This is a genomic window from Streptomyces griseiscabiei (assembly GCF_020010925.1).
Classification (GTDB): domain Bacteria; phylum Actinomycetota; class Actinomycetes; order Streptomycetales; family Streptomycetaceae; genus Streptomyces; species Streptomyces griseiscabiei.
In genome coordinates this window covers 400,869-426,025 of record NZ_JAGJBZ010000001.1, presented here as the reverse complement: position 1 = coordinate 426,025, position 25,157 = coordinate 400,869, and the positions used below count along the sequence as shown (strand labels likewise).

Annotated in this window: 21 protein-coding genes and 1 pseudogene; 9 read left to right on the top strand and 13 right to left on the bottom strand. The window is 69.7% G+C overall.

What is annotated here, in order from left to right; translation table 11 throughout:
- Window positions 1–31 precede the first annotated feature (31 nt).
- The 4 genes from J8M51_RS01750 to J8M51_RS01735 are packed head-to-tail and all read right to left on the bottom strand — an operon-like array spanning window position 32 to window position 3,275.
- Complete coding sequence (locus J8M51_RS01750) at window positions 32–916, bottom strand: alpha/beta fold hydrolase (RefSeq protein ID WP_086756001.1); 885 nt, start codon at window positions 914–916, stop codon at window positions 32–34.
- On the bottom strand, window positions 913–1,782 hold the full coding sequence (locus J8M51_RS01745; protein WP_086755999.1) for an EthD domain-containing protein: 870 nt from the start codon (window positions 1,780–1,782) through the stop codon (window positions 913–915). The genes J8M51_RS01750 and J8M51_RS01745 overlap by 4 nt, the downstream gene beginning before the upstream one ends.
- Window positions 1,783–1,810: 28 nt before the next feature.
- Window positions 1,811–2,194, bottom strand: a complete 384-nt coding sequence (locus tag J8M51_RS01740) for a metal-sulfur cluster assembly factor (RefSeq protein WP_086755997.1) — start codon at window positions 2,192–2,194, stop codon at window positions 1,811–1,813.
- Window positions 2,187–3,275 carry an amidohydrolase family protein gene (locus J8M51_RS01735; RefSeq protein WP_086755995.1) on the bottom strand — a complete coding sequence of 363 codons (1,089 nt, stop codon included), beginning with the start codon at window positions 3,273–3,275 and terminating at the stop codon, window positions 2,187–2,189. The genes J8M51_RS01740 and J8M51_RS01735 overlap by 8 nt, the downstream gene beginning before the upstream one ends.
- A 227-nt stretch (window positions 3,276–3,502) precedes the next feature.
- Here J8M51_RS01735 and J8M51_RS01730 point away from each other — a divergent pair.
- The 7 genes and pseudogenes from J8M51_RS01730 to J8M51_RS01700 all read left to right on the top strand — a co-directional run.
- A pseudogene (locus J8M51_RS01730) lies at window positions 3,503–3,613 on the top strand (helix-turn-helix domain-containing protein); the annotation flags it as partial.
- A gap of 128 nt (window positions 3,614–3,741) precedes the next feature.
- On the top strand, window positions 3,742–4,566 hold the full coding sequence (locus J8M51_RS01725) for a LysR family transcriptional regulator substrate-binding protein (protein WP_256964762.1): 825 nt from the start codon (window positions 3,742–3,744) through the stop codon (window positions 4,564–4,566).
- Window positions 4,567–4,569: 3 nt separating this feature from the next.
- Window positions 4,570–5,511 carry a LysR family transcriptional regulator gene (locus tag J8M51_RS01720; RefSeq protein ID WP_086755994.1) on the top strand — a complete coding sequence of 314 codons (942 nt, stop codon included), beginning with the start codon at window positions 4,570–4,572 and terminating at the stop codon, window positions 5,509–5,511.
- A 32-nt stretch (window positions 5,512–5,543) separates the two neighbouring features.
- Entirely contained in the window at window positions 5,544–5,903 is a 360-nt protein-coding gene (locus tag J8M51_RS01715; protein WP_143673192.1) for a hypothetical protein, read from the top strand.
- Window positions 5,904–5,958: 55 nt separating this feature from the next.
- Window positions 5,959–8,022 carry a hydantoinase/oxoprolinase family protein gene (locus J8M51_RS01710; protein WP_086755991.1) on the top strand — a complete coding sequence of 688 codons (2,064 nt, stop codon included), beginning with the start codon at window positions 5,959–5,961 and terminating at the stop codon, window positions 8,020–8,022.
- Window positions 8,019–9,767, top strand: coding sequence for a hydantoinase B/oxoprolinase family protein (locus tag J8M51_RS01705; protein ID WP_086755989.1), 1,749 nt, complete (start codon window positions 8,019–8,021; stop codon window positions 9,765–9,767). The genes J8M51_RS01710 and J8M51_RS01705 overlap by 4 nt, the downstream gene beginning before the upstream one ends.
- A gap of 13 nt (window positions 9,768–9,780) precedes the next feature.
- On the top strand, window positions 9,781–10,662 hold the full coding sequence (locus tag J8M51_RS01700; RefSeq protein WP_086755987.1) for a fumarylacetoacetate hydrolase family protein: 882 nt from the start codon (window positions 9,781–9,783) through the stop codon (window positions 10,660–10,662).
- 150 nt (window positions 10,663–10,812) lie between these two features.
- On the opposite strand, the gene J8M51_RS01695 is transcribed toward J8M51_RS01700, so the two are convergent.
- Window positions 10,813–11,637 carry an SDR family oxidoreductase gene (locus tag J8M51_RS01695; RefSeq protein ID WP_218781441.1) on the bottom strand — a complete coding sequence of 275 codons (825 nt, stop codon included), beginning with the start codon at window positions 11,635–11,637 and terminating at the stop codon, window positions 10,813–10,815.
- A 144-nt stretch (window positions 11,638–11,781) separates the two neighbouring features.
- Here J8M51_RS01695 and J8M51_RS01690 point away from each other — a divergent pair, with 144 nt between their 5' ends.
- Window positions 11,782–12,408 (top strand): TetR/AcrR family transcriptional regulator, encoded by a 627-nt coding sequence (locus J8M51_RS01690; protein ID WP_086755986.1) that lies wholly within the window; start codon window positions 11,782–11,784, stop codon window positions 12,406–12,408.
- Window positions 12,409–12,473: 65 nt separating this feature from the next.
- On the opposite strand, the gene J8M51_RS01685 is transcribed toward J8M51_RS01690, so the two are convergent.
- Both J8M51_RS01685 and J8M51_RS01680 read right to left on the bottom strand, forming a co-directional pair.
- A complete protein-coding gene (locus tag J8M51_RS01685) occupies window positions 12,474–13,439 on the bottom strand; it encodes an alpha/beta hydrolase (RefSeq protein WP_086755983.1) in 966 nt (321 codons plus the stop codon).
- Between the two features lie 171 nt (window positions 13,440–13,610).
- A complete protein-coding gene (locus tag J8M51_RS01680) occupies window positions 13,611–15,146 on the bottom strand; it encodes a carboxylesterase/lipase family protein (RefSeq protein ID WP_086755981.1) in 1,536 nt (511 codons plus the stop codon).
- A 96-nt stretch (window positions 15,147–15,242) separates the two neighbouring features.
- On the opposite strand from J8M51_RS01680, the gene J8M51_RS01675 reads away from it, so the two are divergent.
- Window positions 15,243–16,211, top strand: coding sequence for a helix-turn-helix transcriptional regulator (locus J8M51_RS01675; RefSeq protein WP_086755979.1), 969 nt, complete (start codon window positions 15,243–15,245; stop codon window positions 16,209–16,211).
- A gap of 325 nt (window positions 16,212–16,536) precedes the next feature.
- On the opposite strand, the gene J8M51_RS01670 is transcribed toward J8M51_RS01675, so the two are convergent.
- From J8M51_RS01670 to J8M51_RS01645, 6 genes are all read right to left on the bottom strand, one after another.
- Complete coding sequence (locus J8M51_RS01670) at window positions 16,537–17,445, bottom strand: LacI family DNA-binding transcriptional regulator (protein WP_179203112.1); 909 nt, start codon at window positions 17,443–17,445, stop codon at window positions 16,537–16,539.
- A 282-nt stretch (window positions 17,446–17,727) separates the two neighbouring features.
- Window positions 17,728–18,549, bottom strand: coding sequence for an SDR family oxidoreductase (locus J8M51_RS01665; RefSeq protein ID WP_086755975.1), 822 nt, complete (start codon window positions 18,547–18,549; stop codon window positions 17,728–17,730).
- A 263-nt stretch (window positions 18,550–18,812) separates the two neighbouring features.
- A complete protein-coding gene (locus J8M51_RS01660) occupies window positions 18,813–21,248 on the bottom strand; it encodes a beta-glucosidase family protein (protein WP_086755973.1) in 2,436 nt (811 codons plus the stop codon).
- Window positions 21,249–21,318: 70 nt separating this feature from the next.
- Window positions 21,319–22,587 carry an MFS transporter gene (locus J8M51_RS01655; protein WP_179203111.1) on the bottom strand — a complete coding sequence of 423 codons (1,269 nt, stop codon included), beginning with the start codon at window positions 22,585–22,587 and terminating at the stop codon, window positions 21,319–21,321.
- Between the two features lie 246 nt (window positions 22,588–22,833).
- Complete coding sequence (locus tag J8M51_RS01650; protein ID WP_179203110.1) at window positions 22,834–24,057, bottom strand: alpha/beta hydrolase; 1,224 nt, start codon at window positions 24,055–24,057, stop codon at window positions 22,834–22,836.
- 754 nt (window positions 24,058–24,811) lie between these two features.
- Window positions 24,812–25,132, bottom strand: coding sequence for a DUF6191 domain-containing protein (locus J8M51_RS01645; RefSeq protein ID WP_086755968.1), 321 nt, complete (start codon window positions 25,130–25,132; stop codon window positions 24,812–24,814).
- Window positions 25,133–25,157 lie beyond the last annotated feature (25 nt).

The window sequence follows — 25,157 nt, the reverse complement described above, 5'->3', positions numbered from 1 at the left end:
GTCTACCTGACGCGGAGGGTCACCGTCGGTCCTACGACAGGACCGAGCCCTCCGCCGAGACGCCTCCCGGAGCGGGCCGGCCGTCGACGCCGGCGAGGAAGCGCAGGACGAGGTCGTTCCACCGCGCGGGTCGCTCCACGGGGACGACATGGCCGCAGTCGAACAGCTGCGACCGGGCGCGGGGGGTGCGCGCGGTGATCTCGTCGAGGTATCCGGGTTCGCGGAGCCGGTCGTGCCGGCCGCCGGTGTAAAGCACCGGGACGGTGATGTTCTCGTACGGGATGTCGTCGGGTCGGCCGAACTCGCCCCGGTCGGGTGTCGCCGGGCCCTTGAACCGTGCGGAGGCGGTGGCCTCCCACGCCCCGGGGACCAGGCTGTTCCGCCAGCGGCGGCGGACGAACTCCTCGTCGGCGGCCCATGCCGGGTCGTGGTAGGACACCGCGACCAGTGCCCGCATCGCCTCAAGCGACTGGTCGTAGTCCAGCAGCACCTGGCGGGCGGCGTTCGCCGGGGTGAACCCGCCTCCGGAGGCGGAGACGACCGAGGTGATCGGCCAGGCGGGCCGCCCGGTCGCGGCGACCCTCAGCAGCATGGTGGCGCCCATCGACACTCCGGCGAAATGCGCGCGCTCGACGCACATGATCTCCAGGAACCGGGTCATGTGGGCGAGCATGCGGGCACTGCCCGAAGCGAAATCGCGGATCTTGTCGGTCCCGCCGAAACCGAGCCAGTCCGGCGCCAGCACCCGGTAGTGCTCCGCCAGCGCCGGGATGGTGCGCTCCCAGCTCAGGGCGGCGTCCTCGCCGTAGGCACCGCCGTGCAGCAGCACGAGGGTGGCGTCCCCGTCGCCGGCGTCGAGGTAGTGGGTGCGGACGCCGTCGACGAGGACGTACCGGCTGCGCGATCCTCCCGTCATGCCGGACGGGTCGGTTCGACGACGGCCCACTCGTGCGCGAGGCGTTCGGTGGCGAGCAGCCGGGACTCGAAGCTGTCCGGGTCGAGGATCGCGGGCCGCGGCGCGCCCGGGACGGTGAAGTCCCACGCCACCCGCTCGACGACCGGCATCGCGAAGCTGTTCTCGATGTCCACGAAGGACGCCAGGCTGTCGCGCAACACCTTGTGCAGTCGGTCGTCGCGGCGCAGGGCGGCGAGCGAGTCGAGGTCGTCGAACCAGATCTCCTCGATGCCGGCGTAGGTGCCCACGCCGCCCATCTCGAACAGCGTGCCCGTGAACACCGCGGGATCGAGCGGGAGCTGCGGGTTCTGCACGTACCGGCGGACCAGGTCGCGGTCCGCGGTGGTGGCCTGCAGCAGCAGCGGGGCGTGCTCCTCGCACCAGCGACGAGCGAACTCGGCCCGGTCGACGTCCTCACGGCGGCGTAGGAAGTGCACCACCTTCACGCCGCCGCGGCCGGTGAACGGGACGGCCTGGTCGTGGAGCACCTCACCCGCGGTGAGTTCGATGACGAAGGCGCTGTCACCGAACCTGTGCGGGCCCATCCGCCGGGGGTAGTCCGCCCCCGCGAAGATGTCGTCGACGAGCTCGTCGAGGTTCTCCAGCCAGTGGTCGGAGATGCTGTACCAGTTCTCGTCCGACGCGCCGAGCAGCAGCATGTCGTCGGTCGCACCGACGGCGACCCGGTGCTGGGCGTAGCGCTGGAAAGCACGCATCACCGAGGGCGTCATCGCCATCAGCGACGGGTGCATGACGCCCCACTCGTAGTCGAAACGCTCGCGCTCGCCTCCGACCGGAGGTCTGCTGGCCAACCAGAACTTGATCATTCGAAACTCCGATGTCCGATGTCCTACGTCAGGGGCGAACCGGCAGGGGGCGCTGCGGGGGTGAGGGGACCGGGCGGAGGCGGCGCAGCCTCGCCTGTCCTTCGGCGCTGACCATGTCGGGTGTCCATTCCAGCCCGTGGTCGGCGGTGCAGGTCACCCGGCGCACCCCGGCGACGCGGGCCACGGCCTGCTCGACGGCCTCCGCCATCGGCGCGGCGTTCCAGCAGATCGGCGAGGTCAGGCGCAGCTCCACCTCGACCCGGTCCCCGACCCGCTCCGCCCGCTTGACCAGGCCCATGTCCAGCAGGTTCAGCGGGGCGCCGGTGGCCGCGCTGCACGGGTCCACGACCGTGCGCAGCGCGGCGGCGATGTCCGGGTCGATCTCCGTGGGGCCGGGGCTCGGTTCAGACATGCGCGCCTGCCGAGGCCGTGGTCGAGTACGCAGGCAGCAGACCGCCCGCCTCGGCCTTTCTCTTGCTGAACTCGTCACCCGCGATGCGTGCGAGCCGGGCGGGGACGTCGATGCCGAGCAGCTGTGCGTAGTTCGCGCCGAGGATCGCCTTCTTGTCCTCGTCGGTGATCTGCGGCAGCCCGAACCGCTCCATGACGGCGGAGTCGAACCGGAAGTCACGCCAGAACGCGTCGATCAGCGGCTGCGGATGGAACGCCATCGCACCGGTGCCCCACACGATGCGGGGCAGTACCGCCGTCCCCGCGACCTGCATCAGCCCGCCCATCGCGTACTGGAACGCCGTGGGCTTCGAGCAGGCCATCGAGGTGGTGATCTCCAGGTTGACGAAGGTGTTCGGGAAGCGGGCGAGCTGCCAGGCGGTCTCCTCCAGGAATGCCGAGCCGCCGTGCACGATCTCGAAGGTCAGGTCCGGAAAGGCGATCGCGGCGCGATCGATGTCGTCGACCCGGTAGCCGTCGAGCGGGTAGGGGCCGAGCGGCACGGCCTTGTGCACCGCGATGACCTTGATCCCGCGAGAGCGGGCGTGCTCGAACACCGGGAAGGCGACCTCGGGGTCGTCCATCTTCCAGGTCAGGACCTCGTCGTCGCGCCAGCTGTTGGGGTAGAGCTTGAGGCCGGGCGGGTTGCCCAGCAGCTCGACCTGGCGGTCGATCTCGTCGATCGCCGCTCGGCCGAGGGTGGGGTCGACGCCGGCGTAGACGACGAACCGGTCCGGCCAGCGGGTGATCGCCTCATGGGTCTTCTCCACCGAGCACATGCCGTCCCTGAACGCGCCCACCGGCAGGACATGGTGGACGGCCAGGTCGGTGCTGCTCTCGGCGAAGATCATGGAGGCGGTCTCCGCCATGGTCCAGTTCCGCACGTACTGGTCGTGGGGGAGCCGGTAGCCGGGCTTGCTGCCGGCGTAGCTCGCACCCGCCACGAGTTCGGAGGACGGCAGTCCCCACTTGTTGGCGTAGTTGGCCGGGTCGAGGTTGTAGGCGTGCACGACCGCGTCGATGACGGGAAAGTCGTCGATCACCAGGAGACTCCTCTTCAGCGCCGTCGGTGTCGAGGGGCGGACGCAGGGCCGCGTCCGTGGTACGAGCCATCCTGAGCGGCTCGGCCGTCGCGGTCCACGTCGTAATCCGTGCGGATCGTGAAGCTCGGGCTTTACGCACGACGAACCGCCCGGTGACGTGCAGTCTGTTGACAAGCGACGAGAGGCGTTCGCAGAGTTGCCGAACGCCCGACGAGGAGGAGGCGGACATGCCCGAGCCGAGCAGTTCGGCACTGCGCGCCTTCGTGGCCGTCGCCCGGGAACTCCACTTCGGCCGGGCGGCTCAGGCGCTGTACATGACGACGCCCGCACTGAGCCAGCACATCCTCCGGCTCGAGCGGCTCGTCGGCGTGGAGCTGTTTCACCGGTCGTCCCGAAGGTCGAGCTCACCGAGGCGGGCCGGCAGCTCCTCCCGCTCGCCCAGGACGTTCTCGACGCGCACAGCCGGATCGACTCATGGGCGCGGCGTCGCCGCGACGACACCCTCGTCCGGATCGGCTTCCACCAGGTCGGTCCCGCGCCGCTGCTCGGCGCGATCTTCGCGCGGGCCGCCGAGGGCCCCGCCCGGCTTCGGCTGGAGTTCCGGCACGTCCAGCCGGACGAGGTGGCCGAGGCGCTGCACTCGGGCGAGGTCGACGTCGTGTTCGCCTGGGGACCGCGCCGGATCGACGGCGTGCGCACGCAGCAGCTGTGCGAGGAGGAGCGCGTTCTGCTCGTCCCGGCCGACAGCGAACTCGCCGGCACCCGGGATGGTCTGGCCCGAGATGGCATGGCGCGGGATGGTTTGTCAAAAGACGGGTTGGCCTGGGGCGGTCTGTCCACAGATGGTCTGCCTTCGGACGGTCTCTCTCCGGATCGTCTGTCTCCGGCCGGGCTGTCCCTGGACGCGCTGGCCGACGTGCCCTTCCTGGTGCCGGCCGCGTCGGACCCGGAGTTCGTCCGGTGGGCCCTCGTCGAGCCGCGGCCCGGTGGGAAACCCGCGCCGCGTGGTCCCGTCGTGCGGGACTTCGACGAGGCGCTCGCCTGCGTCGCCGTCGGTCTCGGTGTCCATCTCGTTCCGCGGTCCGTGGCGGAGTCGGTCAACCACGCCGGGATCGTCGCGCTGCCGGTCCGGGACATCCCGCCCAGCAGCTACCTGATGTTCCTGCCCGCCCGGGTCACGAGCAGCGTCGGAACGGCGTTCGTCGAGCTCGTCCTGCGGGTCCGGGCCGCCCAGGCCGCGAGCGGAACACCGGTGGCCGGCGTGCGGCGGCGCGACGAGCGGGCGAGGTGAGTCATGGAGGCACCGTCACCGGCAGAGGGCGAGAACGGGTCCGAGATCGCGCGGCTGTCCCGAGTGGACCTCAACCTGCTCGTGCACCTCCAGGTCCTCCTGGAGGAACGCAGCGTGACACGGGCGGCGGCGCGCATCGGCCTGACCCAGCCCGCGATGAGCCACAGCCTGAACCGCTGCCGTCGGCTCATCGGCGACGATCTCCTGATGAAGGTCGGCACGACACTCGAGCTCACACCGCGCGGCCGTGCCCTGCTGGGACCGCTGCGCCGACTGCTCCACGCGATGTCCAGCGAGGTGCTGGACCGGCCCGGATTCGTGCCGGCGGTCTCGCGGCGACGGTTCCGCATCTCCGCCTCCTCGTCGACCATCGCCGTGGTGCTCGGCCCCCTGCTCCGTCTGCTCGACGAGAACGCTCCCGGGGTGTCCCTGCAGGTCGTCACCAGCCCGCAGCTCATCGAGGATCTCTCCTCCCACCCCGATCTCGACCTCGTACTGCTGCCCGACGGGCTGGCCACCCCGCTGCCCCGTGAACGCCTCCTCAACGACGAGTGGGTCGCGGTCCTGGCACCGGACAACGCGGCCGTGACCGGCGACCTCACCGTCGACCATCTGCGCGAGCTGCCGCATGTCGTGTTCGAGAACGCGGACATGCGCATCCCGCCGTACTCGGTCATGGACGCGCTCGGCATCGACCGCCAGGTGCGGGCCCGCTGTCACGACTTCCTCAGCATCCCGCTGGTCGTCGCCTCCTCCAAGGCTCTGGCCGTGGTCCAGAAGCGCATCGCGCTGCGGTTCCAGGAAGCCGGGCTGGTCCAGGTCTTCCCGCTGCCCATCGTCGTGCCCCCACTCGGCATCGACATGGTGTGGAACCCCCGGCTCGCCCACGACCCGGCATGTGCATGGCTACGGGAGCAGCTGCTCAGGGCAGTGACACACGAGTGACGCAGCACTGATGAATGCGCTGCATGTCTCCCATGAATGACATTCAGTTGACGCATGTATTTAACCTCGGCTTCCCTTTCGGCATGACCAAGGACGTGCGGACACACGTTATCGGCGTCCTCGAAAGCAGGCCGCACAAAGCACTTTTCCTGACCGAACTGAAAGCGCGTCTGCCTGAAGTCGGCAGCGCGGAGGTGGCGCGCGTCGTCGCGGAGCTGGACAACCACCTGCTGCTGGTGACGGAGAGGCACTTTCCCGATGCTCATCTCACCGGCGACCTGCGGATCGTCGCTCTGATCGACCCCGGCGACCAGGACGCCGCACGCCGGTCCGCGGAAGTCGTCTGGTCGCAATGGGTCCGGGAAATCCTGTCCCATCACCGGTGCGGCTGACGTCCACTGACCCGTGCGGCTGACGCCCACGCCCTCAAGCACGCAAAGGAGTCCCATGAGTACCCGCGCGGCAGTCGACATCGGCGGAACATTCACCGATGTCGTGGTCTACGACGACGTGCGAGGCAGCACGGTCATCGGCAAGACCCTCAGCACCCCGCATGACCTGATCGAGGGCATCCTCACCGGTTTCACCGCGTGCGGCGCCGATGCCGCCGACGCCTCGATGATCGTGCACGGCAGCACGGTCGTCATCAACGCGCTGACCGAGCGCAAGGGCGCCCGCGTCGCGCTCGTCACCACCGAGGGTTTCCGGGACGTCTACGAGATCGGCCGGGTCAACCGGCCGGAGGCGTTCGACCTCGGTTTCCGCCAGCACCAGCCTCTGCTCCCGCGGGAGATGGTGTTCGAGGTCCCGGAATGGATGCGCGCCGACGGACGGGTGGAACGCCCGCTGGACGAGGACGCCGCCCGAGAGGTCGCCGACCGCGTCCGGCGCAGCGGCGCCGAGGCGGTCGCGGTGTGCCTGCTGCACGGCTACCGCAACCCTGATCACGAACGCCGCCTCGGGGAGATCCTGGCCGAGCACTGCCCGGACACCTACGTCACGCTGTCCCACCAACTCACCCGCGAATACCGCGAGTTCGAGCGCACCTCGACGACGGTCGCCAACGCCTACGTCGGACCGGTGGTCAGTGACTACCTCACCCGGCTGGAACAGAAGCTGACCGACGCCGGCTCCCGGGGACCCCTGCTCGTCATGCAGTCCAGCGGCGGTCTCTCGGACGTCGCGACCATCCGCGAACAGTGCGTGCACATGATGGAGTCCGGTCCGGCGGGCGGGGTGGTCGGCACCATCGAGGTGTGCCGCACGCTGGGCCTGCGCGACGCCATCGCGTTCGACATGGGCGGTACGACGGCGAAGGCGTCGGTGATCCGGGACCTCACGTTCCCGCAGGCAGCCGAGTACTTCGTCGGCGGCTACGCCAACGGCCTGCCGATCCAGATCCCGTGCCTGGACATCGTCGAGGTCGGCACCGGCGGCGGCAGTACCGCGTGGATCGACGCCGCGGGCGGCCTCCATGTCGGACCCCGCAGCGCCGGCGCCTTGCCCGGCCCGGCGTGCTACGGCCAGGGCGGCACCGAAGCGACGGTGACCGACGCCGCCGTGGCGCTCGGCCTGCTGCCGAAGAACGGAAGCCTGTCAGGGAACCTGCGGCTCGACGGTGCCGCCGCCGAGGCCGCCGTGGCACGGATCGGCGACGAGGTCGGCCTCGACGTGGCCCGCACGGCGTCCGGCGTCCTCGCGATCGCGGCGGCGTCCATGGCGAACGCCGTACGCGCCGTGACCACCGAACGCGGCCTCGACCCGCGGGAGTTCGCGCTCTTCGCCTACGGCGGCAACGGGCCGCTGCACGTCTCGCTGGTCGCCCGCGAACTCGGCATCACCCAGGTCGTCGTACCGCAGATCCCCGCGGTGTTCTCCGCGCTGGGCATGCTGATGGCCGACCTGCGCCACGACGCCGTCCGTACCCAGGTGGACCGGCTCGACGACCTCGACTCCGCCGTCCTGGACAGCCGGTTCCGGGAACTCGAGCAGGAGTGCGCCGCCGCCCTCGACGACTCCGGGGCGGGCGAGTTGATGTTCCTCCGCCAGGCCGACATGCGCTATGTGGGGCAGGAGCACTCCATCACGCTGGAGATCCCGCCGCTGGACGCCGCGGCCACCGTGGACGGGCTCGCCGCGCTCAAGAAGGCGTTCGACCTGGCGCACGAGCAACGGTTCGCGCACGGCGCTCCGGACGAGCCCGCGGAGATCGTGACGCTGCGCGTGTCCCTGATCCGGTCGGTGCCCCGGCCGGAACCCGCGAAGATCGGCATCGGCGGCCACGAGCCCCCCGCCGCAGCCCACGCCGGCACCCGGCCCATGATCCTGCGCCCCGACGCTCCCGCACGGGACTGCCCGGTGTACTCACGCCCGCAACTCCTCGCGGGCAACGTCGTCACCGGCCCGGCGGCCATCGCGGAAGAGACCACGACCACCCTGTTGCGCGAGGGCGACCGCTGCGAGGTCGACTCCTACGGCAACCTGCTTCTCACGATCGGCGGACGGCGATGACCACCACCCCTGTCGAGGTAGACCCGGTGACGCTGGAGATCCTGCGCGCCAACCTGGTCGCCATCACCGACGAGATGAAGACCAACCTGCGCCGCACCGCCTACAACGCGATCATCTACGAGGCCCAGGACTTCACCGTCGGCCTGTTCGACCGCAACGGCGACACCGTCTCCATCGGCCTGGGTCTGCCCATGTTCGTCGGCGGCCTGTCCCAGGCGATCAAGGCCAAGATCGAGCACTACGGATACGACGGCATCGAGCCGGGCGACATCCTGCTCACCAACGACGCCTACATCATGGGCAGTCACCTCAACCACATGATCTTCACCATTCCGATCTTCGCCGACGGTGAGATCGTGGCGTTCGCCTCGTCCATGGCGCACTGGCTGGACATCGGCGGCGTACTGGGCGCCACCACCCAGGACATCTACTCCGAGGGTCTCCAGGTCCCCATCGTCAAGATCTTCAAGCGCGGCGAGCAGGACGACGAGATCACCCGCATCATCAAGACCAACGTCCGCTTCTCCGAGCTTGCCCTCGGCGACCTGCGGGCCCAGGTCGCCGCGATCCGCACCGGCGAGCGGCGGCTGACCGAACTCGTCGACCGCTACGGCGCCGACACCGTCACACGCGGCTTCGAGCTGATCTACGAACGCAGCGACGCCCTCGCCCGCCACGCCGTGGAAGCCATCCCGGACGGCGAGTACTTCGCCGAGACCTCCATGGACGACGACGGAGTGGCCCTGGGCAAGCCCGTTCCGATCAAGGTCAGGGTGCTCGTCGAGGGCGACCGGATGACCATCGACCTGAGCGAGGTCAGCCCCCAGGTCGCCGGCTACTTCAACTCCGGTGCCACCGCCGGCCGGTCCGCCGCGCAGGTCGCCTTCAAGTTCCTCACCTCACCGCACGAGTACCCGGTCAACGAGGGCTCGCTCAGGCCCGTGCAGATCATTCTGCCGCCCGGCCGGGTCGTCAGCGCCACCAAGCCCGCCGCGATGCGCTGGTGGATGACCTACCCGATCACCATCATCGACTGCGTCTTCCGCGCCCTGGCCCAAGCCGTGCCCGGCGGCACCATCGCCGGCCACCACGCCGACCTCGCCGTGATCACCATGTACGGCACCGATCCGGCCGGCGGCCGTCTGTTCCTCTACAACGGTGGTGCCCAGGGCGGTGGTTGGGGCGCCACCGCAGCCAAGGATGGCGAGAGCGCCACCATCTGCATCAACGACGGCGACACCCACAACACGCCGGTCGAGGTCACCGAGGCCAAGTACCCCGCGCTGCTCGTGGAGCGCTACGCGCTGCGCCCCGATTCCGCGGGCCCCGGCAGGCACCGCGGCGGGCTCGGCACGGTGGTCGACGTACGCACTGAGGCACCGGTCCGCCTGAACACGTTCGTCGAGCGCACCCGCAGCGCCCCGTGGGGCATCGACGGCGGCGGTGAGGCACTGCCCAACCGGATCTCCCTGATCACAGCACAAGGACAGCGGGTCGACTTCCCCAACGGCAAGGTCGACTCACGACCGGTCGAGGCGGGTGACCGCGTCGTCGTCGAGACCGGCGGCGGAGGTGGCTACGGCTCCCCGTACGAACGCCCCGCGGCGGACGTACTGCGCGATGTGCGCGCGGGCTACGTCAGTGTCGAGGCGGCCCGCGAGCACTACGGCGTCGCGCTGACCGAACCCCTCGACGGTGAACCGGCCGTCGACGAGGCCGCCACAGCCCGCCTTCGCACCCGGTAGAGGGAGAGGACAGATGACCCCCTTCGGCATGGCCCGCATCGTCCACGACGGACAGCCCGTGCTGGGCGTCGTCCGGGACGACACCGTCCGCCCGCTGAGCGATCTGCTCGGCGAGCGCGGCCCGGTCAACTTCGAGCAGGCGCTGGAGAACTGGGAGCCTTTGGTCGACTCGGTCGCCGCCGCCCTGGCCTCCGTGGCCGTCGGCCCCGCCACCCCGTCGGCCGCCGTCGAGTTCCTTCCCCCCGCCGTCGACCGCCCCACGGTCTGGTGCGCCGGAGCGAACTACACCGATCACGTCATCGAGATGGGCGTGACCGACTTCGACAAGCGCGCCTTCCATTTCCTCTCCCCGGCGACTGTCCTGTCCGGCCACCGAGCGGTGGTCGCCCGGCCGACCGGCGCGACGAAGCTGGACTGGGAGATCGAGCTCGCCGCCGTCATCGGCCGCCCGGCCAGGCGGGTCAGCACCGAGGACGCCCTGTCTCACGTCGCCGGGTACACGATCGCCAACGACGTGTCGGTCCGTGACGAGGATTGGCTACGGCACCCCTTCTTCGGTATCGACTGGACCGCCTCCAAGAACTCCGACGGCTGCACCCCGCTCGGACCCTCGGTTGTCCCGGCCCGCTTCGTCCCCGAACCGGGAGCCCTCGGCCTGACCCTGGCCGTCAACGGCCACATCCGGCAGGACTCCAGCACCTCGTTGATGATCGTCGACCTGGCCGAGCAGATCGCCGCCCTGTCGCAGCTCGTGACGTTGCAGCCGGGCGACCTCGTGCTGACCGGCACCCCGGCCGGAACCGCCGCAGCCCACGAAGGTGCCTATCTCGTCGACGGTGACGTCATGACTGCCACCATCACAGGCCTGGGAACACTGGAGAACACCGTCGTCTGATGGTTCCGCTACCGCATCCGCAGTGTTCGGGATGCGGTAGCCGGACGCTGCTTCGCGTGCGTCCCGGCTGGACGGAGTCCGTCGCGGTCCGCGCTCGCTCGGACCGCGACGGACTCCGTGGGGGTCGCCCGGTATGGGTGCCGGTTGGTGCTACGCCTTGCTGCCCTGGGCCTCGGTCGAGACGTTGGCCCACTCCTCCCAGGTCTTGAGTCGCTCGGCGTAGACGTGAGGGACGAGGCCGAGCGGCGCCGTACCGAAGAAGACGCGCAGCGGCGGGTTGTCGGCGTCGACGATCTTCAGCAGCGCCGGGCCGGAGGCGTCGGGGTTTCCGACCTCGACCTGGCTCCAGCCGGCGGCCACGGCCGCGCGCAGCTCGTCGTAGACCGGGAGCTGCTCGGCGAAGACGGCGGAGGACCCGGCCCAGTCGGTGGCGTAGCCGCCGGGCTCGACGAGGGTGACGTTGATGCCGAAGGCGGAGACCTCCTGGGCGAGCGCCTCGGTCAGGCCCTCCAGGGCCCACTTGGAGGCGTTGTAACCGCCGAGATTCGGGAAGGCGGTGACGCCGCCGACGGTGGAGATCTGCACGATGTGCCCGCTGCCCTGCTCACGCAGTAGCGGGAGGGCGGCCTGGGTGACCCACAGCGCGCCGAAGAAGTTGGTCTCCAGCTGGTCGCGCATCTGCTGTTCGGTCAGTTCCTCGACGGCGCCGAACAGGCCGTACCCGGCGTTGTTGACGAGGACGTCCAGGCGGCCGAAGTGGGCGTGTGCGCGCTGGACGGCCTCGAAGGCGGCCGTCTTGTCCGTGACGTCCAGCGTCAGGGGAAGGATCGCCTCACCGTGGGCGGCCAGGAGGTCCTTCAGCGAGTCGGCGTTGCGAGCCGTGGCCGCGACCTTGTCGCCGCGCTCCAGAGCCGCCTCGACGAACCGGCGGCCGAAGCCACGGGACGCACCGGTGATGAACCAGATCTTGCTCACGAGCACACTTCCATTCGAGATAAGCCTTGGGTCATGAAGTCTTGGGTGGAGACTCTACACCTATCTGATACGAAGTCTCAAGATGAGTTGTCGTCTTGTTTAAAGAGTATGTGTCGAGTTGATCCGCTCTGCTAGCCTGCGGCTATGACCGACTCCGCCACTCCCGCCGACGCCCAGTCCCCCCCGAAGCCTCCCGGCCTGCGTGAACGCATGCGGGCGACGGTCCGTGCGGACGTGGTCGCGGTGGCGCTGCGGCTCTTCGCCGAGCAGGGGTTCGACCGGACGACCGTGGACCAGATCGCCGCCGAGGCGGGGCTGTCGCGCGCCAGCCTGTTCCGGTACTTCGGCACCAAGGAGGACATCGTCCTGGTCGGCCTCGAGGAAACCGGACACGAGATCGCCGGGGAGCTCGCCGCCCGCCCGGACGGCGAGCGCCCCTGGGAGACGCTGCGACGGGCGTTCGATGTCCTCGCGCGGGTGAACGAACAGGCGCCTGAGCAGGCGCTCAGCTATCTGCGCATGCTCCAGCAGACGCCGTCATTGCGCGCCCGGCACTTCGAGAAGCAGCTGAAGTGGCAGGAACTGCTGGTGCCGGAGATCGCCCGGCGAATGGGCCGCACCCCTGACCGGCCCGCTGACCCCGGGCCGCATGCGCTGGTCGCGGCCGCGCTCGCTTGCCTCGACGCGGCCGCGACGGCGTGGGTGGCCTGCGAAGGCGCCGTTCCTCTCGCTGTGATGCTCGACCGGGCGATGGATGCAATCACGGAGTAGCCTCGCACCGCCCGGCCGGCACCGCCGTTCTCACGCAATGGTGCTGAGGACGGCGGGTGCGAGCTTTACGGCTCCCGGCGCGCCAGTCCCCGCCGCAGTCCGTCCAGAACGTCCCCGACCATCTTCCGGCCGATGGCCGTCATCGTGAATCCCGTGGAGCCGTGGAACGTCCCCGGGTAGAGGTGCAGCTCGGTCGGGACTCCGGCCTGCGTCAGCCGCTGCGCGTAGGTCAGGCCCTCGTCGCGCAGGGGATCGAACTCGCAGACGTAGACGAACGCCGGCGGCAGTGCGGAGACGTCCTCGGCACGCGCCGGGGCCGCGTAGGGGGAGACGTCGGGGCCGCCGCGGTGCTCCTCGCCGCCGAGGTAGTGATTCCAGCAGATCTCGGCGATGGGACGGTTCCACACCGGGGTGTCGGTGAAGGCCTGCATCGAGGGCGTCGTCAGCCGGTCGTCCAGCTTGGGGACGCCGAGGTACTGGAAGCAGAGAGCCGGGCCACGGCGGTCGCGGGCCAGCAGGCTGACGGCCGTGGCGAGCCCGGCGCCCGCGCTGTCGCCGCCGACGGCGAGGCGGGCCGGGTCGATGCCCAGTTCCGCTGCATGCGCGGCCGTCCACACCAGTACGGCGTAGGAGTCCTCCAGGCCGGCCGGGAACGGGTGTTCTGGGGCGAGCCGGTAGTCCACCGACACCACTACGGCGCCGACCTGGTCGGCGATCCGCAGCAGGTCGGAATGGCAGAACTCCCGGGTGCCGAGCACGTATCCGCCGCCGTGCATGTACACCAGCCCCGGCAATCCGGCGCCCTCCGCCCGGGCGGCGGTCGGCGTGTAGATCCGGACCGGTATCCGCGGCGCGCCCTCGGGCCCCGGGGCGAGGGTGTCGCGGACGTCGACCGGCTGGGCCGGCTCGTACACGGGCATGTTCGCCGTCATCGCCTTCTCGGCGTCGCGGGCTGCGGCGATGTCGGCGAACGGCAGATCGTTGATCATCGCGGCCCACTGGGCCAGCTCGGGATCGAAAGCATAGGACATGGTGCTCTGCTCCTCAGAAGGGTTTCGTGTGCAAGATCGCGGGGAGGGCGGCCAGTCTTCCGCGCCATACCTGACATCGAGCGTCAGCATTCTCAAGGCGTTTTCGTGAGGTTCGGCCGGCTGCCTTCTGCTCTGTGCAGCTCTGACCCGGATGGGTCAGAGCGCGACCGCTCAGACCTGGGTGGGCCAGAGTGCGGTGGCGTCGTCCGCGGGAGGCTCGGTGATCATGGAATGCCCGTCAGCCGAAGGACCGCCGATGGCCTGGGAATTGCCCGTGGCGTTCGCGTCGTAGACGGGCCAGCCGGGGTCGCCGGTGGCGGCGAAGGAGGCCCACGCGCCGACCAGAGTGTCGCGTGCGGCGAGGTGCTCGGGGGTGGCGGCGCCCACGAGGGGGAGCTTGTCGAAGACGTGCAGCAGGTCGACGCCGTGGAAGGCGCCCATCGCTGGGCCGCAGGGCTCGTCGAGCACGAGGTAGTGGTAGGCGCGGCCGCCCGCGGCGACCTGCGCCTGAGCCAGGCGCGTCGCCGGCATCCGGTAGACGGCGTCGGTGAGGAAGGCGCTGCGCAGGTTCGCCAGGTCGTCGGCCTCGGGAACGCGGTGCCGGTAGGAGGCGAGGAGCTTGTCCGGCTCGGCGATCCCCGCACGTCGCATCTCGGCGTGCAGAGCTGCCTCGTCGGCGGGCCGGAACGAGTCGCCGCCGATCATCTGGAAGACGCGTACCTCGTCGCGCGTTGTGCCGATGAGCAGCGGGATCGCCGTGGCGGCCCCCTGCGTGACGGCCTGATGCGGCGCGATGGGCAGCACGTTGCCGTCGAGCACGGCGCCCCAGGACCGGCCGCCGGGCAGGTTGCGCCGGCCGATGTCGCCGGTGACGACGGTGCTCTGCAGGTCCAGGATCCGCTGCACGGGCACGGTCAGCAGGCCCTCGGCGTTGTCGAGGCCGAGGGCCGTGAGCAGGCCCTCCGCCATGCCGGTGGCGGTGTCCCGGTCGAAGAGCCGGGAGGTGCTGCCGCTCTGGAGGATCGCCTTGTGGAAGAGGCCGGCCGCCGCGGGGACGGCCAGCAGTGCGCCGATGGAGAACGCTCCGGCGGACTGGCCCGCCAGGGTGACGTTGTCCGGGTCGCCACCGAAGGCGGCGATGTTGTCCCGGATCCAGCGCAGGGCCGCGGTCTGGTCCTGCAGGGCGAGGTTGGTGCTGTCGGCCCACTGGCTGCCGAGGTCGGCGAGGTGCAGGAAGCCCAGGGCCCCGAGCCGGTAGTTGACGGTGACGACGACGGCACCGGTCTGGCGGGCGAGGGTGGCGCCGTCACTGTAGGGAGGTGCGGCCGAGCCGGCCTCGAAGCCGCCGCCGTAGATCCACATGATCACCGGGAGCGGGCCTTCCCCGGCCGGTGTCCCGGGCGTCCACACGTTGAGGTACAGGCAGTCCTCGGAGGTCTCCGTGATCTCGGCGGTGGGGAAGGTGGGGAAGGAGGACTTCTGGCTCGCCTCCGGCATCAGGGTCGAGACGCCCTGGGCGGGGGCCGGTGCGAAACGATCGGCCGGGCGGACGCCCTGCCACGACCGGGGCGACTGCGGCGGACGAAACCTCAGCTCACCCACCGGAGGTGCGGCGAAGGGGATGCCGGCGAAGAGCCGGCCGTCGTCGGGGAGGGTGAGCCCGCGGACGGTTCCGCCAGTGGTCTCCACCAGTGCGGCGTCTGTCATTGTCTGTGCCTGTTTCTCTGTGTTGCGATGTTTGCGTTGCATGGACAGCATCCCAGGCGTTCTTGACATCCTGTGTCAGGATTTAGGCTGAGTCGTGTGAAAGCCGACCGACTGCTGTCGATACTGCTGCTCCTGCAGACCCGTGAGCGTGTGTCCCACGTCGAGCTCGCCGACCTACTGGAGGTCTCCGTCCGCACCGTCTACCGCGACGTCGAGGCCCTGTCCGCGGCCGGCGTCCCGGTGTGGACGGAGCGCGGACGCAGCGGCGGCGTGCGGCTCCTGCCCAATTACCGCACCGACGTCACCGGCCTCACCCATGACGAGGCACGCGCCCTGTTCGTACTCGCCGCAGAGGGCACCCATGACGCCCTGGGGCTGGGCGACGCGATCCGCTCCGCCCTGCGCAAGGTGATGGCCGCGCTGCCCGCACCCCATCGCGACGACGCCGAGCGCACCAGCCAGCGCATCCTCGTCGACCCGGCCCGCTGGATGCACGGCACCGAGACGGCCCTTGACACGGACCTCGCCCAGCTGCAGCACGCCGTCTTCGCGGACCGGCGACTGACGTTGATCTACCGGAGCGGCAACGCCCGCACCCCGCGCAGCCACACCGTCGACCCGTACGGGCTGGTGAGCAAGGCCGGCATCTGGTATCTGGTCGCCGACCGGGAAGAGGAACCCCGGCTGTTCCGCGCCGACCGCATCCACGCTGCCGAGGTCACCGACGAGCCCGTCCGCCGCCGTCCCGGCCAGGACCTGGCCACCGTCTGGGCGCTGCTGCGCGAACGCTTCGAAAGCCTGCCGGACGGCATCCGGGTCCGCTGCCGGGTGCGCCGCGCCCAGCTGGAGATATTCCGGCGGCTCTTCTCCTCCCACCTGACAGCCCCGCCCCAACCGGTGGACGACGACTGGGCCCACGCCGAGCTCGCCTTCCGTGAACTGCCCGACATGCGCGGTCTGTTGTCCCTCGGTGCCAGCGTCGAGGTCTACGACCCGCCCGAGGCCCGCGCCGAACTCACCGCAGTCGCCGCCGAACTGGCCGACTTGTACGGTGCACGAGCATGACAGGGGCGGGCTGAGCAGGCATAGCCGATGTCCGGGGGCGGTCGCCGTTCGGCTGCCGCAGCGCAATCCGGGCGAGTGCATGTCCCTCTCCGGCGTGACACGTCACGTGTGCGTGAGACGCGGTGGGGGAGTGCGGCGGCCTGGCGAGCGAGAGCGGGATGGGCGACGGAACGTCAGCGCACAAGCGGCCGTGTCATCCGCAGGCATGGGCCAGGTAGCGATGGGACACGGTCCAGAAGAGGGGAATCTGATCACCCGCCCGAGGCCTTGCCGCGGGAAAGCGCAAGGCTCTTGTGAGTGGCTGACGGCGCACCGGCATGCAGGCTCAGGCCGACTCGCCCTTCTTCACGGCGACTGAGTAGCGATCCTGGATGCCCTTCTCACCTGGTACTTCCGCGCCCAGGATCTGGGCGGCGAGCATCGAAGCCACCTGGTGGGTTTCCCAGTGGATCGAGGTGAGAGGGGGATCGCTGGTCGCGCCGAGTGTGGTCGCGTCGTAGCCGATGACCGCGATGTCCTCGGGGCAGCGCAGTCCGTTCTCCCGGATTCCGCGGAGCACCGCGAAGGCGACGTCGTCATTGTGCGCGCAGACGGCGGTGACGCCTGAGGAGTGCCACCGACGGATGATGTCGCGGGCGTCGGAGCCGTCGAGCAGGAACTCGGCAGAGACCATCTCCGGCAGCCCGAGCTCTTCCGCGGCGCCTTCGGCGGAGCTGAGTCGCCATGCCCACTGCACCGTGAGTGACGGCACCGCCGGGGCGGCGAAAGCGAGCCGCCGATGGCCTCGCTCGGCCAGATACGTCACCTGGAGCCGGGCTCCGGGTTCCGAGGACGACCCGGGTTGTGCGCCGGAAGGCACCCTTCCATGAGGGCTGAGCAAGGGGAAGACAGCCATCGGGCGGAGAGCCTTCTTCATCGCCTCCAGGGACTCGTCCCCTGCCTGTTCGAAATGCACGGCCAGGACGAAGTCGCGGCGCGCGAACTCGAGCGTGAGCTCTCCGAGCAGCCCGAGGATCGGCTCACCCAACTGCACGGGAGGTACCACGCACACGACGGTGGAGCTGACCCCCGATGCCAGGCTGCGGGCGTTGTGGTTGGTCCGGTAGTCGAGAGCCTTCGCCGCGTCGAGCACGGCACGTCGCGTCTGCTCCGAAATCGACTGTTTCTCCACGTTGTTGAGCACATAACTCACCGTCGCCTGCGACACTCCGGCGCGTCGGGCGATGTCGGTCATGGTGGCGGGGCGTTGTGAGCCGGGCATACCTCAACCTTATCTGTTCGGCCACCGTCAAGACCTCAGCGCCAAGATCTCCGGCAGCCTCGATCGCCTGCCGGGCACCGCCTGCCTGTCGGCGCGTTCCGGGTGGCCCGGGTGAGGGGCCGACCGGCGCGACGAGTCGGCCCCCCACCATCCGCAGGCTGGGTGGACACGCTCTTCGAGCCCGCGCTCCCCGCACACGGACCCTGACCCACGATCATGTTCGCACCGGGCCCACGCCGACCGAACAGGACTCCGTCACTTCCTGTCGTGAGCGATATCACTCAGGAGTGCGTGTGTTCGGGCCTCCGCGCGTTGGTACACACCGGCTCCCGGCGCGACGTGGACCCGGTCGGCCTCCACGGCCACGAGGGAGGCCTCGGCGACGTCTCGGGAGGAGATGATGCCGCCCTCGGCTGCGGCATACTTCTTCATGGCCTCGGGGTCCACACGGCGGGGCGGTGCGAGCATGCCGAGCGTGGCCGAGTTCTGTCCCAGTGGCGTGTCCACCAGGCCTGGACACAGGACGGTCGCACCCACTCCGGAGGCGGCGGCGCGCAACTCGATGTCCAGCGTCTCGGTCAGTCCCATGATCGCGTGCATGGTGGCCGTGTACGGAGTGCGGTCCGGCAGGGGTGCCAGGCCGCCCGAAGAGGCTGTGTTCAGAATGTGCCCGTGGCCCCTTCGGACCAGGTGCGGGGCGAACGATCGCACCCCGTGCACCACGCCCAGGACCTTGATGTCGATCATCCGCTGCCAGGTCTCCAGGGTCTGCTCCCACATGGGGGCCGCCGCACAGACGACGCCGGCGTTGTTGCAGACCAGGTCGACCTGCCCGAACTCGGTGAGGGTCCGGTCGGCCAGCTCGTCGACGGAAGCGGGGTCGGTGACGTCCGTGACGACGGGGAGCACGCGCCCGCCCCGGCCGGTGAGTCGTGCGGCCGCTTCGGCGACTGCTTCCGCACGGATGTCGCTGAGCGCGACGGCGACACCGCGGTCGACCAGTGCTTCGGCCAGACCGAAGCCGATTCCGCTGGCGCCGCCGGTGACCACGGCGACCTGCCCTTGTTCGATCTTCACAGGTGCTCTCTTTCTTTGGTCTGTCTCGGTGGTGGGCCGGCCCCCGTCGGCGACCGGCGACACCGACGAGCTGCCGCGGTGCGTCGCGTGACAGCACCGGTGCGGGACTGCGCGGTTCGGTCCCACCAGCAGTCGTCGGTGCCCGCGGGCCGAGGTCGAGGCGCAGCTCGCACGTCCCTGCCCCGGCGCCGTTGCGGGGAGGGGGAGGGACGTGGGCAGGCCGTCGACCTCATGCCAGGACACAGCAAGTGTGCCAAGGCCCGCTACGCCGGCTGAGGCTGCCCCTCGTGGAGCGTCACACCTGCCTCGCTCAGGTAGCTGCGCCGTCCCTTGAGGTCGGCGGAGGGCCCCACCAGAGAGATGCTCGTCTGTGAGACCAGATCGGCGGAACTCGGGCCCGCCGCCAGCTCGACGGTGCCGGGCTGGAGCGTGAAGCGGCCATCGAGCCCGGTGTAGCCCAGCAGACTGGTCTCCACGTCGAAGGTGACCGTCGCCCTGCCGCCGGCGGGGAGGGCGGCCCGGCCGAAGCCGATCAGCTGCAGCGCCGGCCGGGTGATCCCCGAGGTGTTCACCGACGCGTACAGCTGCACCGTCTCGACACCGTCGCGTTCACCGGTGTTCGACACCTCGACACTGGCCCTGATCCGCCCGCCGTCCGTGGGCAGTTCGGACGACGCGACGCTCAACTCGCCGTACTCGAAAGTGGTGTAGCCGAGCCCGTGTCCGAACGGGTACAGGGGCGTGTGCTCCAGATCGATATAGCCGCGGAACATGTCTCCCGCACCGCGGCGATAACCGCTGCCGTTCCGCTGGGAGTAGTAGATCGGGACCTGTCCCGTGGCGCGCGGCATCGTGTACGGGAGGCGTCCGCTCGGGTTCACGTCCCCGAAGAGCACACCCGCGACGGAGCGGGCACCGGCCGGGCCGGGGTAGTAGGCCACCAGCAGTGCCGACAGGAGATCGTCGATCTCCGTCAGGGCATAGGGCCGCCCCTGGTACATCACCGCCACGAGCGGAGTGCCGGTGGCCGACACGGCCTTGACGAGCTCGACCTGCGAGGCCGACAGCTCGATGGCGGCGCTGTCCGTGCCTTCACCCTCCGTGATCCTCGTGCCGAACCAGCCGGCCCGGCCTCCGATCGCGAGGATGACCACATCCGCGTCAGCGGCGGCGGCGACGGCCGCTTCGAGGTCGCGTGGTTCGTCGGCGTTGATTCCCACACCGGTCAGCGACGCGACGTTCGCCTCACCGACCAGTTCGCCGACTGCCTCGGCCAGGCCCAGCGCGCCGTACTCCTCCTTGGCCAGGGCATCCGTGTCGACGGCCGCCAACTGCGCGTAGCGAGCCGCCCTCGCGGCGGCCATCTCCGGAGTCAGCTCCATCATGGCGCCGACGCCCGCCATCCGGGACTCCCCGGTGGCCATGCCCTTCATCATGTCGATCGACGCGGGATGCGTGTACGCCGCGAAGTTGACGATGGACGAGTTCGCGTGGGGTCCGATGACCGCGACACGGGTGGCCTTGGACAGGGGCAGCACCCCGTCGTTCTTGAGGAGCGTGATCGACTGGTCGGTCAGTGACTGCGCGAGGTCCCGCCCGGACGCCGCGAGGGCGCCGAGCTCGACCGGGTCTTCCTTGACGTAGGGGTTCTCGAACAGCCCCAGCTTGAACTTGTCGACCAGCACACGCATCACCGCGTCGTCGAGAACCGACTCGTCGAGTCGGCCGGACGACACCGCGTCGGCGAGGTTCTGCCCGTAGCCGACGATCGTCGGGAGTTCGACGTCGAGGCCCGCCTCAAGGGCGAGGATCCCGGCCTCGGCGACCGTGTCGGCTACGAACTGCCGGGTGGCGAGCCACTCGACCGTGCCGTAGTCGGACACGACGGAGCCGTCGAAGCCCATGCGACCGCGCAGGAGATCCGTGAGGAGTTCCCGGCTCGCACCGGCGGGAACACCGTCGATCTCGGAGTAGGAGTTCATCACGCTGCCCAGGCCGGCGAGTTTGATCGCGGCCTCGAACGGTGTGGCGTACACGTCGTAGAGCTCACGGGATCCGAGCTGTGTCGTCGCCATGTTCTGGCCGGCTTCGGTCATCGAGTAGCCGAGGAAGTGCTTGGCGGTCGCGAGTACCCCGTCGGTCAGGTCCTCGCCCTGTATTCCGCGGACGAACGCCACACTCATCGCACTGGCGAGGTAGACGTCCTCGCCGTAGGTCTCGTGCACGCGGCCCCAGCGGGCGTCGCGCGCGATGTCCATCACCGGCGACAGTGCCTGACGTGCGCCCACGGATCGCATCTGCCGGCGGATCACGTCGGTCATCGCCTGCACCGCGTCGGGGTTCCATGTGGCGGCCAGGCCGATCGCCGTCGGGAAGGAGGTGTAGCCCGGCGCCAGGAAGCCGTTCAACGCCTCCGCGTGTGAGATCGCCGGGATGCCGAGGCGGGTCTGTTCGACCAGGAAGCGCTGAATCCCGTTGGTCCTCGCGGCCAGCTCGTGCGGCTGGGGGAGGCTGCCGGCGTTGGAGAGGTGCCCGATGCCGTGTCCGAGGTGCTGCTGCAGGGCGGCGGGGTCCAGCCCGGAAGCCCCGAAGAGGATGTTGGGCATCAACGCGGACAGTTGCTGTGCCTTCTCCTCCAGGCTCATCCGAGCCAGTAGTTCGACCGCACGCTCGCGGGGGGTGGCAGCGTTGCTCATCATGGTCCTTGGTAGGTCGGAGGGATCCCGGGGCGAGCGTCAGCCCACGCCGCACGGCGTGGGCTGACGCTGATCACCGGGCCTTTTTGATCGGGGCGAGCACGAGTGCCGAGAGCACGAGGGCGCCGGCGAGGCAGTAGAGGAGGCCGCCGTAGCCGAGGCCGGTGGCGATCGCCCCACCGGCGATGGCGGGTCCGACGATCTGCCCGCCGGTGTTGGCCACGTTGAGGACGCCGAGGTCCTTGGCGCTCGACGCGCTGGACGGCAGCACCTCGTAGTTGAGTGCCTGGTCCACGGAGTTGAACACGGCCAGGCCGATGCCGCCGATGACGGTGTAGGTGAACAGCGCCGGTACGGACTGGAACACGGCGAGGATCACCATTCCGCCGGCGACGACGATCGCCGCGCCCATGACCAGCACCTTCCGACGTCCCAGACGGTCGGAAACGGGTCCCGAGATCGACCCGAAGAGCAGGCCGAGCACGAGGTTGATCAGCGCGGTGATGCTGATGATGCCGCCGGCGTCGGCCTTCGCCAGGCCGATGAAGTCGGTCAGGATGTAGAGCTGGAAGCCCGAGACCGAGTACGCGGCGATGACGAACAGGAACTTGCCGGCACCGGCCAGGTAGAAGTCGCGCGCTCCCTTGGTCGGGAAGCTGAAGCTCGCGAACAGTGTCTTGGTGGTGAGGGGGGATGGCGGAAGGTCGGTGCTCGGGCGGTCCGGTGCTAGCACCGCCATCACCGGACCGGCCAGGAGCACGACCACGGCGAACACGAAGAAGCCAGCCGAGGGGTGGGCCACGAAAGCTCCGGCGGCCGCGGTGCCGACGCCGGCGCCCGCCATCAGCGAGACGCCGTACACGGCCGAGTACGAGCCCTGATGAGCGGTCGGCACCCGGTCGGGCACCACGGCGATGAGTCCGGCGATGATCGCGTTGACGAAGAGCTGGAAGACGAGCCATCCGATGATCAGCGTGGCGACGTTCGGCGCGAACCCGCAGATCAGCAGCCCCACAGCGCATCCGATGGAACCGAGCAGCATCCAGGGGGTCCGGCGTCCGAGACGGCCGCGGGTCCGGTCCGAAAGGGCACCGAAGACGAGGTTCATCACCAGGGCCACGACCGCGGCGACGGCCGCGATCGTGGAGAGAAGCGTCACCTTGTTCGCGGGGGCGAGCACTTCGAGGCGGGCGGGCAGCAGCACGCTGCCTCCGGCGATGAGCGGGCCGATCCAGCACGCGACCGCGAGAGCGATCGCGACAGCAAGCCTCCTGGGGGGCCGGGGGGACGCGGGCTGAGCACCGGCTTCAGGTGCGTCAAGGGACAGGGTGGGCTCGGTCATAGGACTCTCCATCGAGCGGTGGTGCGCATAAGTTATGCGCATAAGTAGCGCGGGGCAATACCTATGTCCTGTGGATCGTTCCGCAAGGGGAGTCTGCGCCGCCCCTGGTGCTCGACCGGTGCCGGTCACCTGCTGTTCGTGCCCCCGTGGCGCCGGCTTCACCCGACGGGTGCGGGGCAGGAGGTGTCCGGCGGCGGTCTCCCGCCGCCCGCCCGCATCTGACGCCGAGGGTGAACCCGGCGGGTCTCAGTGCTGGAGGATGGTCACCTCGGCCCGGTGGAAGCGGGAGCCGTCACCCCTGACGTGGAACGGCACGTCGTCGGGGCTGGGGCCGGAACTCGATGCCTCGGCTTCTTGCGAGTACTGCTGGTACGGGTTGCCGGGGCCCAGGGAGACGGTGATCGCCAGGCGCCCCTGGCTGTCGGCGGAGACCGTGCGCACCGAAGCGGCCTCGCGGTCGTGGACGGTGAGGCTATGCCGGCTGCCCGGACGGGCCAGGGGAGGTGTCCGTACCGTGGCCGCGCCGTTCCCGAACACCGTGAAATGCCCCGTGCGCGCCACCTTCAGCGCGCTGAACTCGGTCACGTCACGACGCATCCGCACGCTCCAGCCGTAGGTGCTGTACTGCGGCCTGATCGACGAGAAGGTGAATGATCGGGGGATCTCAGGGTGTTGCGCGTGGCGGGCGAAGCATGCCTTCAGGTGCGGTATCCAGGCGCGGAGGCTCGCCTGCCAGTAGGGCCAGGTGTGGCTGCCGGCGCCGTAGTCGTGCCACCGGTGCCGGGTGCCGAGAGTCAGCAGACGCTCGTGCAGGGAGACGTTCTCCTGCCAGATTCTCTGTTCCGTGCGGTCCACGGCTTCGCCGTCCTGGCGGGGGTGCCCGTTGCCCGTGTACAGAGACACGTCCAGTCCGGCCAGATTGGCCCCCAGGTCCCAGGGGTTGTCCCCTCGCCAGCGGACTTCCTGCGTCGCCCACGGGCCCCAGAGGCAGGGGTGGAGTTGCTCGATGATGGTGCGCATCTCCAGATTCTGGTGATCGACGTCTCCGGAGAACGAGCCGACCGCACCGAAGAGATCGGGATGCCGGGCGGCGTACGAGAGGGCTCCGAACCCGCCCATCGACAGTCCGGCGACGGCCCGTGCCCCGCGCACCGGGATCGTGCGGTAGTGCTCGTCCACCCACGGGATGAGCAGGCCGATGTGGAAGGTCTCCCACATCGGCCGACCGTGATCGCCGTCGTTCCACCAGTCGGCGTACCAGTCCGTGCAGCCGGCGTCCGGCATCACCACGATGGCGGGCAGATCGGCGGTGATCTCCTCCGCGGCTCCGTCCCGCGTCCAGCTCGAAGCGCTCTGTCCGCCACCGTGGTAGAGGTGCAGCACGGGGTAACTGCGCCCCTCCTCCACGCCGTAGCCCCGAGGAAGCAGGACACGCACCTCGGCCGTGCCGGTGAGGGCGGAGGAGGACAAGGTCAATTCGGTGAGCCGAGGCGAGAGTTGACTGTGTTTCACCAGGGCGATACCGGCGGTGCGGTGACTCTCGGGTGCCGGGGCGAGAAGGTGAGCGGATTCGAGGGCCATAACCGCCCCAGGGTGTGGGTCGTGACGATCAGTGCCGGCCTGGCGTGTATGGCGGTCCGTTTCTGTGTGGGCATGTCGCGCTGCTCTGTGCGCCCAAGGCTCGTGGCGCCGGCGGGCAGGGCGGGTGTGGTGGTGGTCAAAGGGGCGTTCGTGTGAGGCCCTCAGGCCTGAATCTGGAGGGGTGGCGCAGGTCGCAGACGCTCCCCTCCTCTGTACGAGGATGGACTGCGGGCTGTCGGCGGCCCGGCCGGCGGTCGGGATGAGCGCCGACGTGACGGCGCAGGCGGTCGACGGCGAGGTGAATCCACCTGGCTGCCCGTCTCGCTCTTGCCGGTGGCCGCTCTGGCCTGGTTCTCTCCTCAGTGGTGGCCTTCATCGCGGAGCGAGAAGTCCCTGCGGATCTGCCTCATGACGGCGTCATGACAGACGCATGCAACCGTGAGCCAGGCGGACCAGTGGCACGTCCCCCTCGATCATCGTCGGCAGGAACTACGGGACGAACTCCCGGGCCTCATCGAGCAGTTGTGGTCGCGCCATACGCGACGAACCACGACAGGTCTTGTGCCGACGAATCCGGAGCGTGTGTCATCGACGGTCGGGCGATACTTCTACCGCCCTGGGTGCGAGGGTTGGGTGGGTACTTCTACCGCCCGGAGCGCGGGATCCGTACGACCGCCTTCCCCGCGGTCAGATCCACTGTCGTCCTATTCGGCGGGGCGCCGTCATCCTGGTTGTCCGGCATGACCAGTGACGACTGCCGCTCCTTCAACTCGTGCTGCTTGCCTGGGGAGAGGTTGGCATGCAGTTGCTCGAACCCGGTCGCTGATATCTGCCCCTGACGCGCGCTGTTTCGGCACGGCAGCACACCGGCCCGTCCCGCACGCAGCAGTAGCTGGTCGACGAAGGCCAGCAGGGTCAGCGCGACGACCAGTCCGGGCAGGGTCATGAACAACACGAACGGCATGTCCTGAGTATCGTGCCGAGCCGGC

Bases quoted from the DNA above. Each gene is read 5' to 3' on its own strand.
- J8M51_RS01745 (WP_086755999.1), bottom strand. From the start codon at position 1,782: ATGATCAAGTTCTGGTTGGCCAGCAGACCTCCGGTCGGAGGCGAGCGC.
- J8M51_RS01740 (WP_086755997.1), bottom strand. From the start codon at position 2,194: ATGTCTGAACCGAGCCCCGGCCCCACGGAGATCGACCCGGACATCGCC.
- J8M51_RS01700 (WP_086755987.1), top strand. From the start codon at position 9,781: ATGACCCCCTTCGGCATGGCCCGCATCGTCCACGACGGACAGCCCGTG.
- J8M51_RS01750 (WP_086756001.1), bottom strand. From the start codon at position 916: ATGACGGGAGGATCGCGCAGCCGGTACGTCCTCGTCGACGGCGTCCGC.
- J8M51_RS01670 (WP_179203112.1), bottom strand. From the start codon at position 17,445: ATGACCGACATCGCCCGACGCGCCGGAGTGTCGCAGGCGACGGTGAGT.
- J8M51_RS01680 (WP_086755981.1), bottom strand. From the start codon at position 15,146: ATGACAGACGCCGCACTGGTGGAGACCACTGGCGGAACCGTCCGCGGG.
- J8M51_RS01660 (WP_086755973.1), bottom strand. From the start codon at position 21,248: ATGATGAGCAACGCTGCCACCCCCCGCGAGCGTGCGGTCGAACTACTG.
- J8M51_RS01685 (WP_086755983.1), bottom strand. From the start codon at position 13,439: ATGTCCTATGCTTTCGATCCCGAGCTGGCCCAGTGGGCCGCGATGATC.
- J8M51_RS01720 (WP_086755994.1), top strand. From the start codon at position 4,570: ATGGAGGCACCGTCACCGGCAGAGGGCGAGAACGGGTCCGAGATCGCG.
- J8M51_RS01705 (WP_086755989.1), top strand. From the start codon at position 8,019: ATGACCACCACCCCTGTCGAGGTAGACCCGGTGACGCTGGAGATCCTG.
- J8M51_RS01655 (WP_179203111.1), bottom strand. From the start codon at position 22,587: ATGACCGAGCCCACCCTGTCCCTTGACGCACCTGAAGCCGGTGCTCAG.
- J8M51_RS01715 (WP_143673192.1), top strand. From the start codon at position 5,544: ATGAATGACATTCAGTTGACGCATGTATTTAACCTCGGCTTCCCTTTC.
- J8M51_RS01645 (WP_086755968.1), bottom strand. From the start codon at position 25,132: ATGCCGTTCGTGTTGTTCATGACCCTGCCCGGACTGGTCGTCGCGCTG.
- J8M51_RS01710 (WP_086755991.1), top strand. From the start codon at position 5,959: ATGAGTACCCGCGCGGCAGTCGACATCGGCGGAACATTCACCGATGTC.
- J8M51_RS01690 (WP_086755986.1), top strand. From the start codon at position 11,782: ATGACCGACTCCGCCACTCCCGCCGACGCCCAGTCCCCCCCGAAGCCT.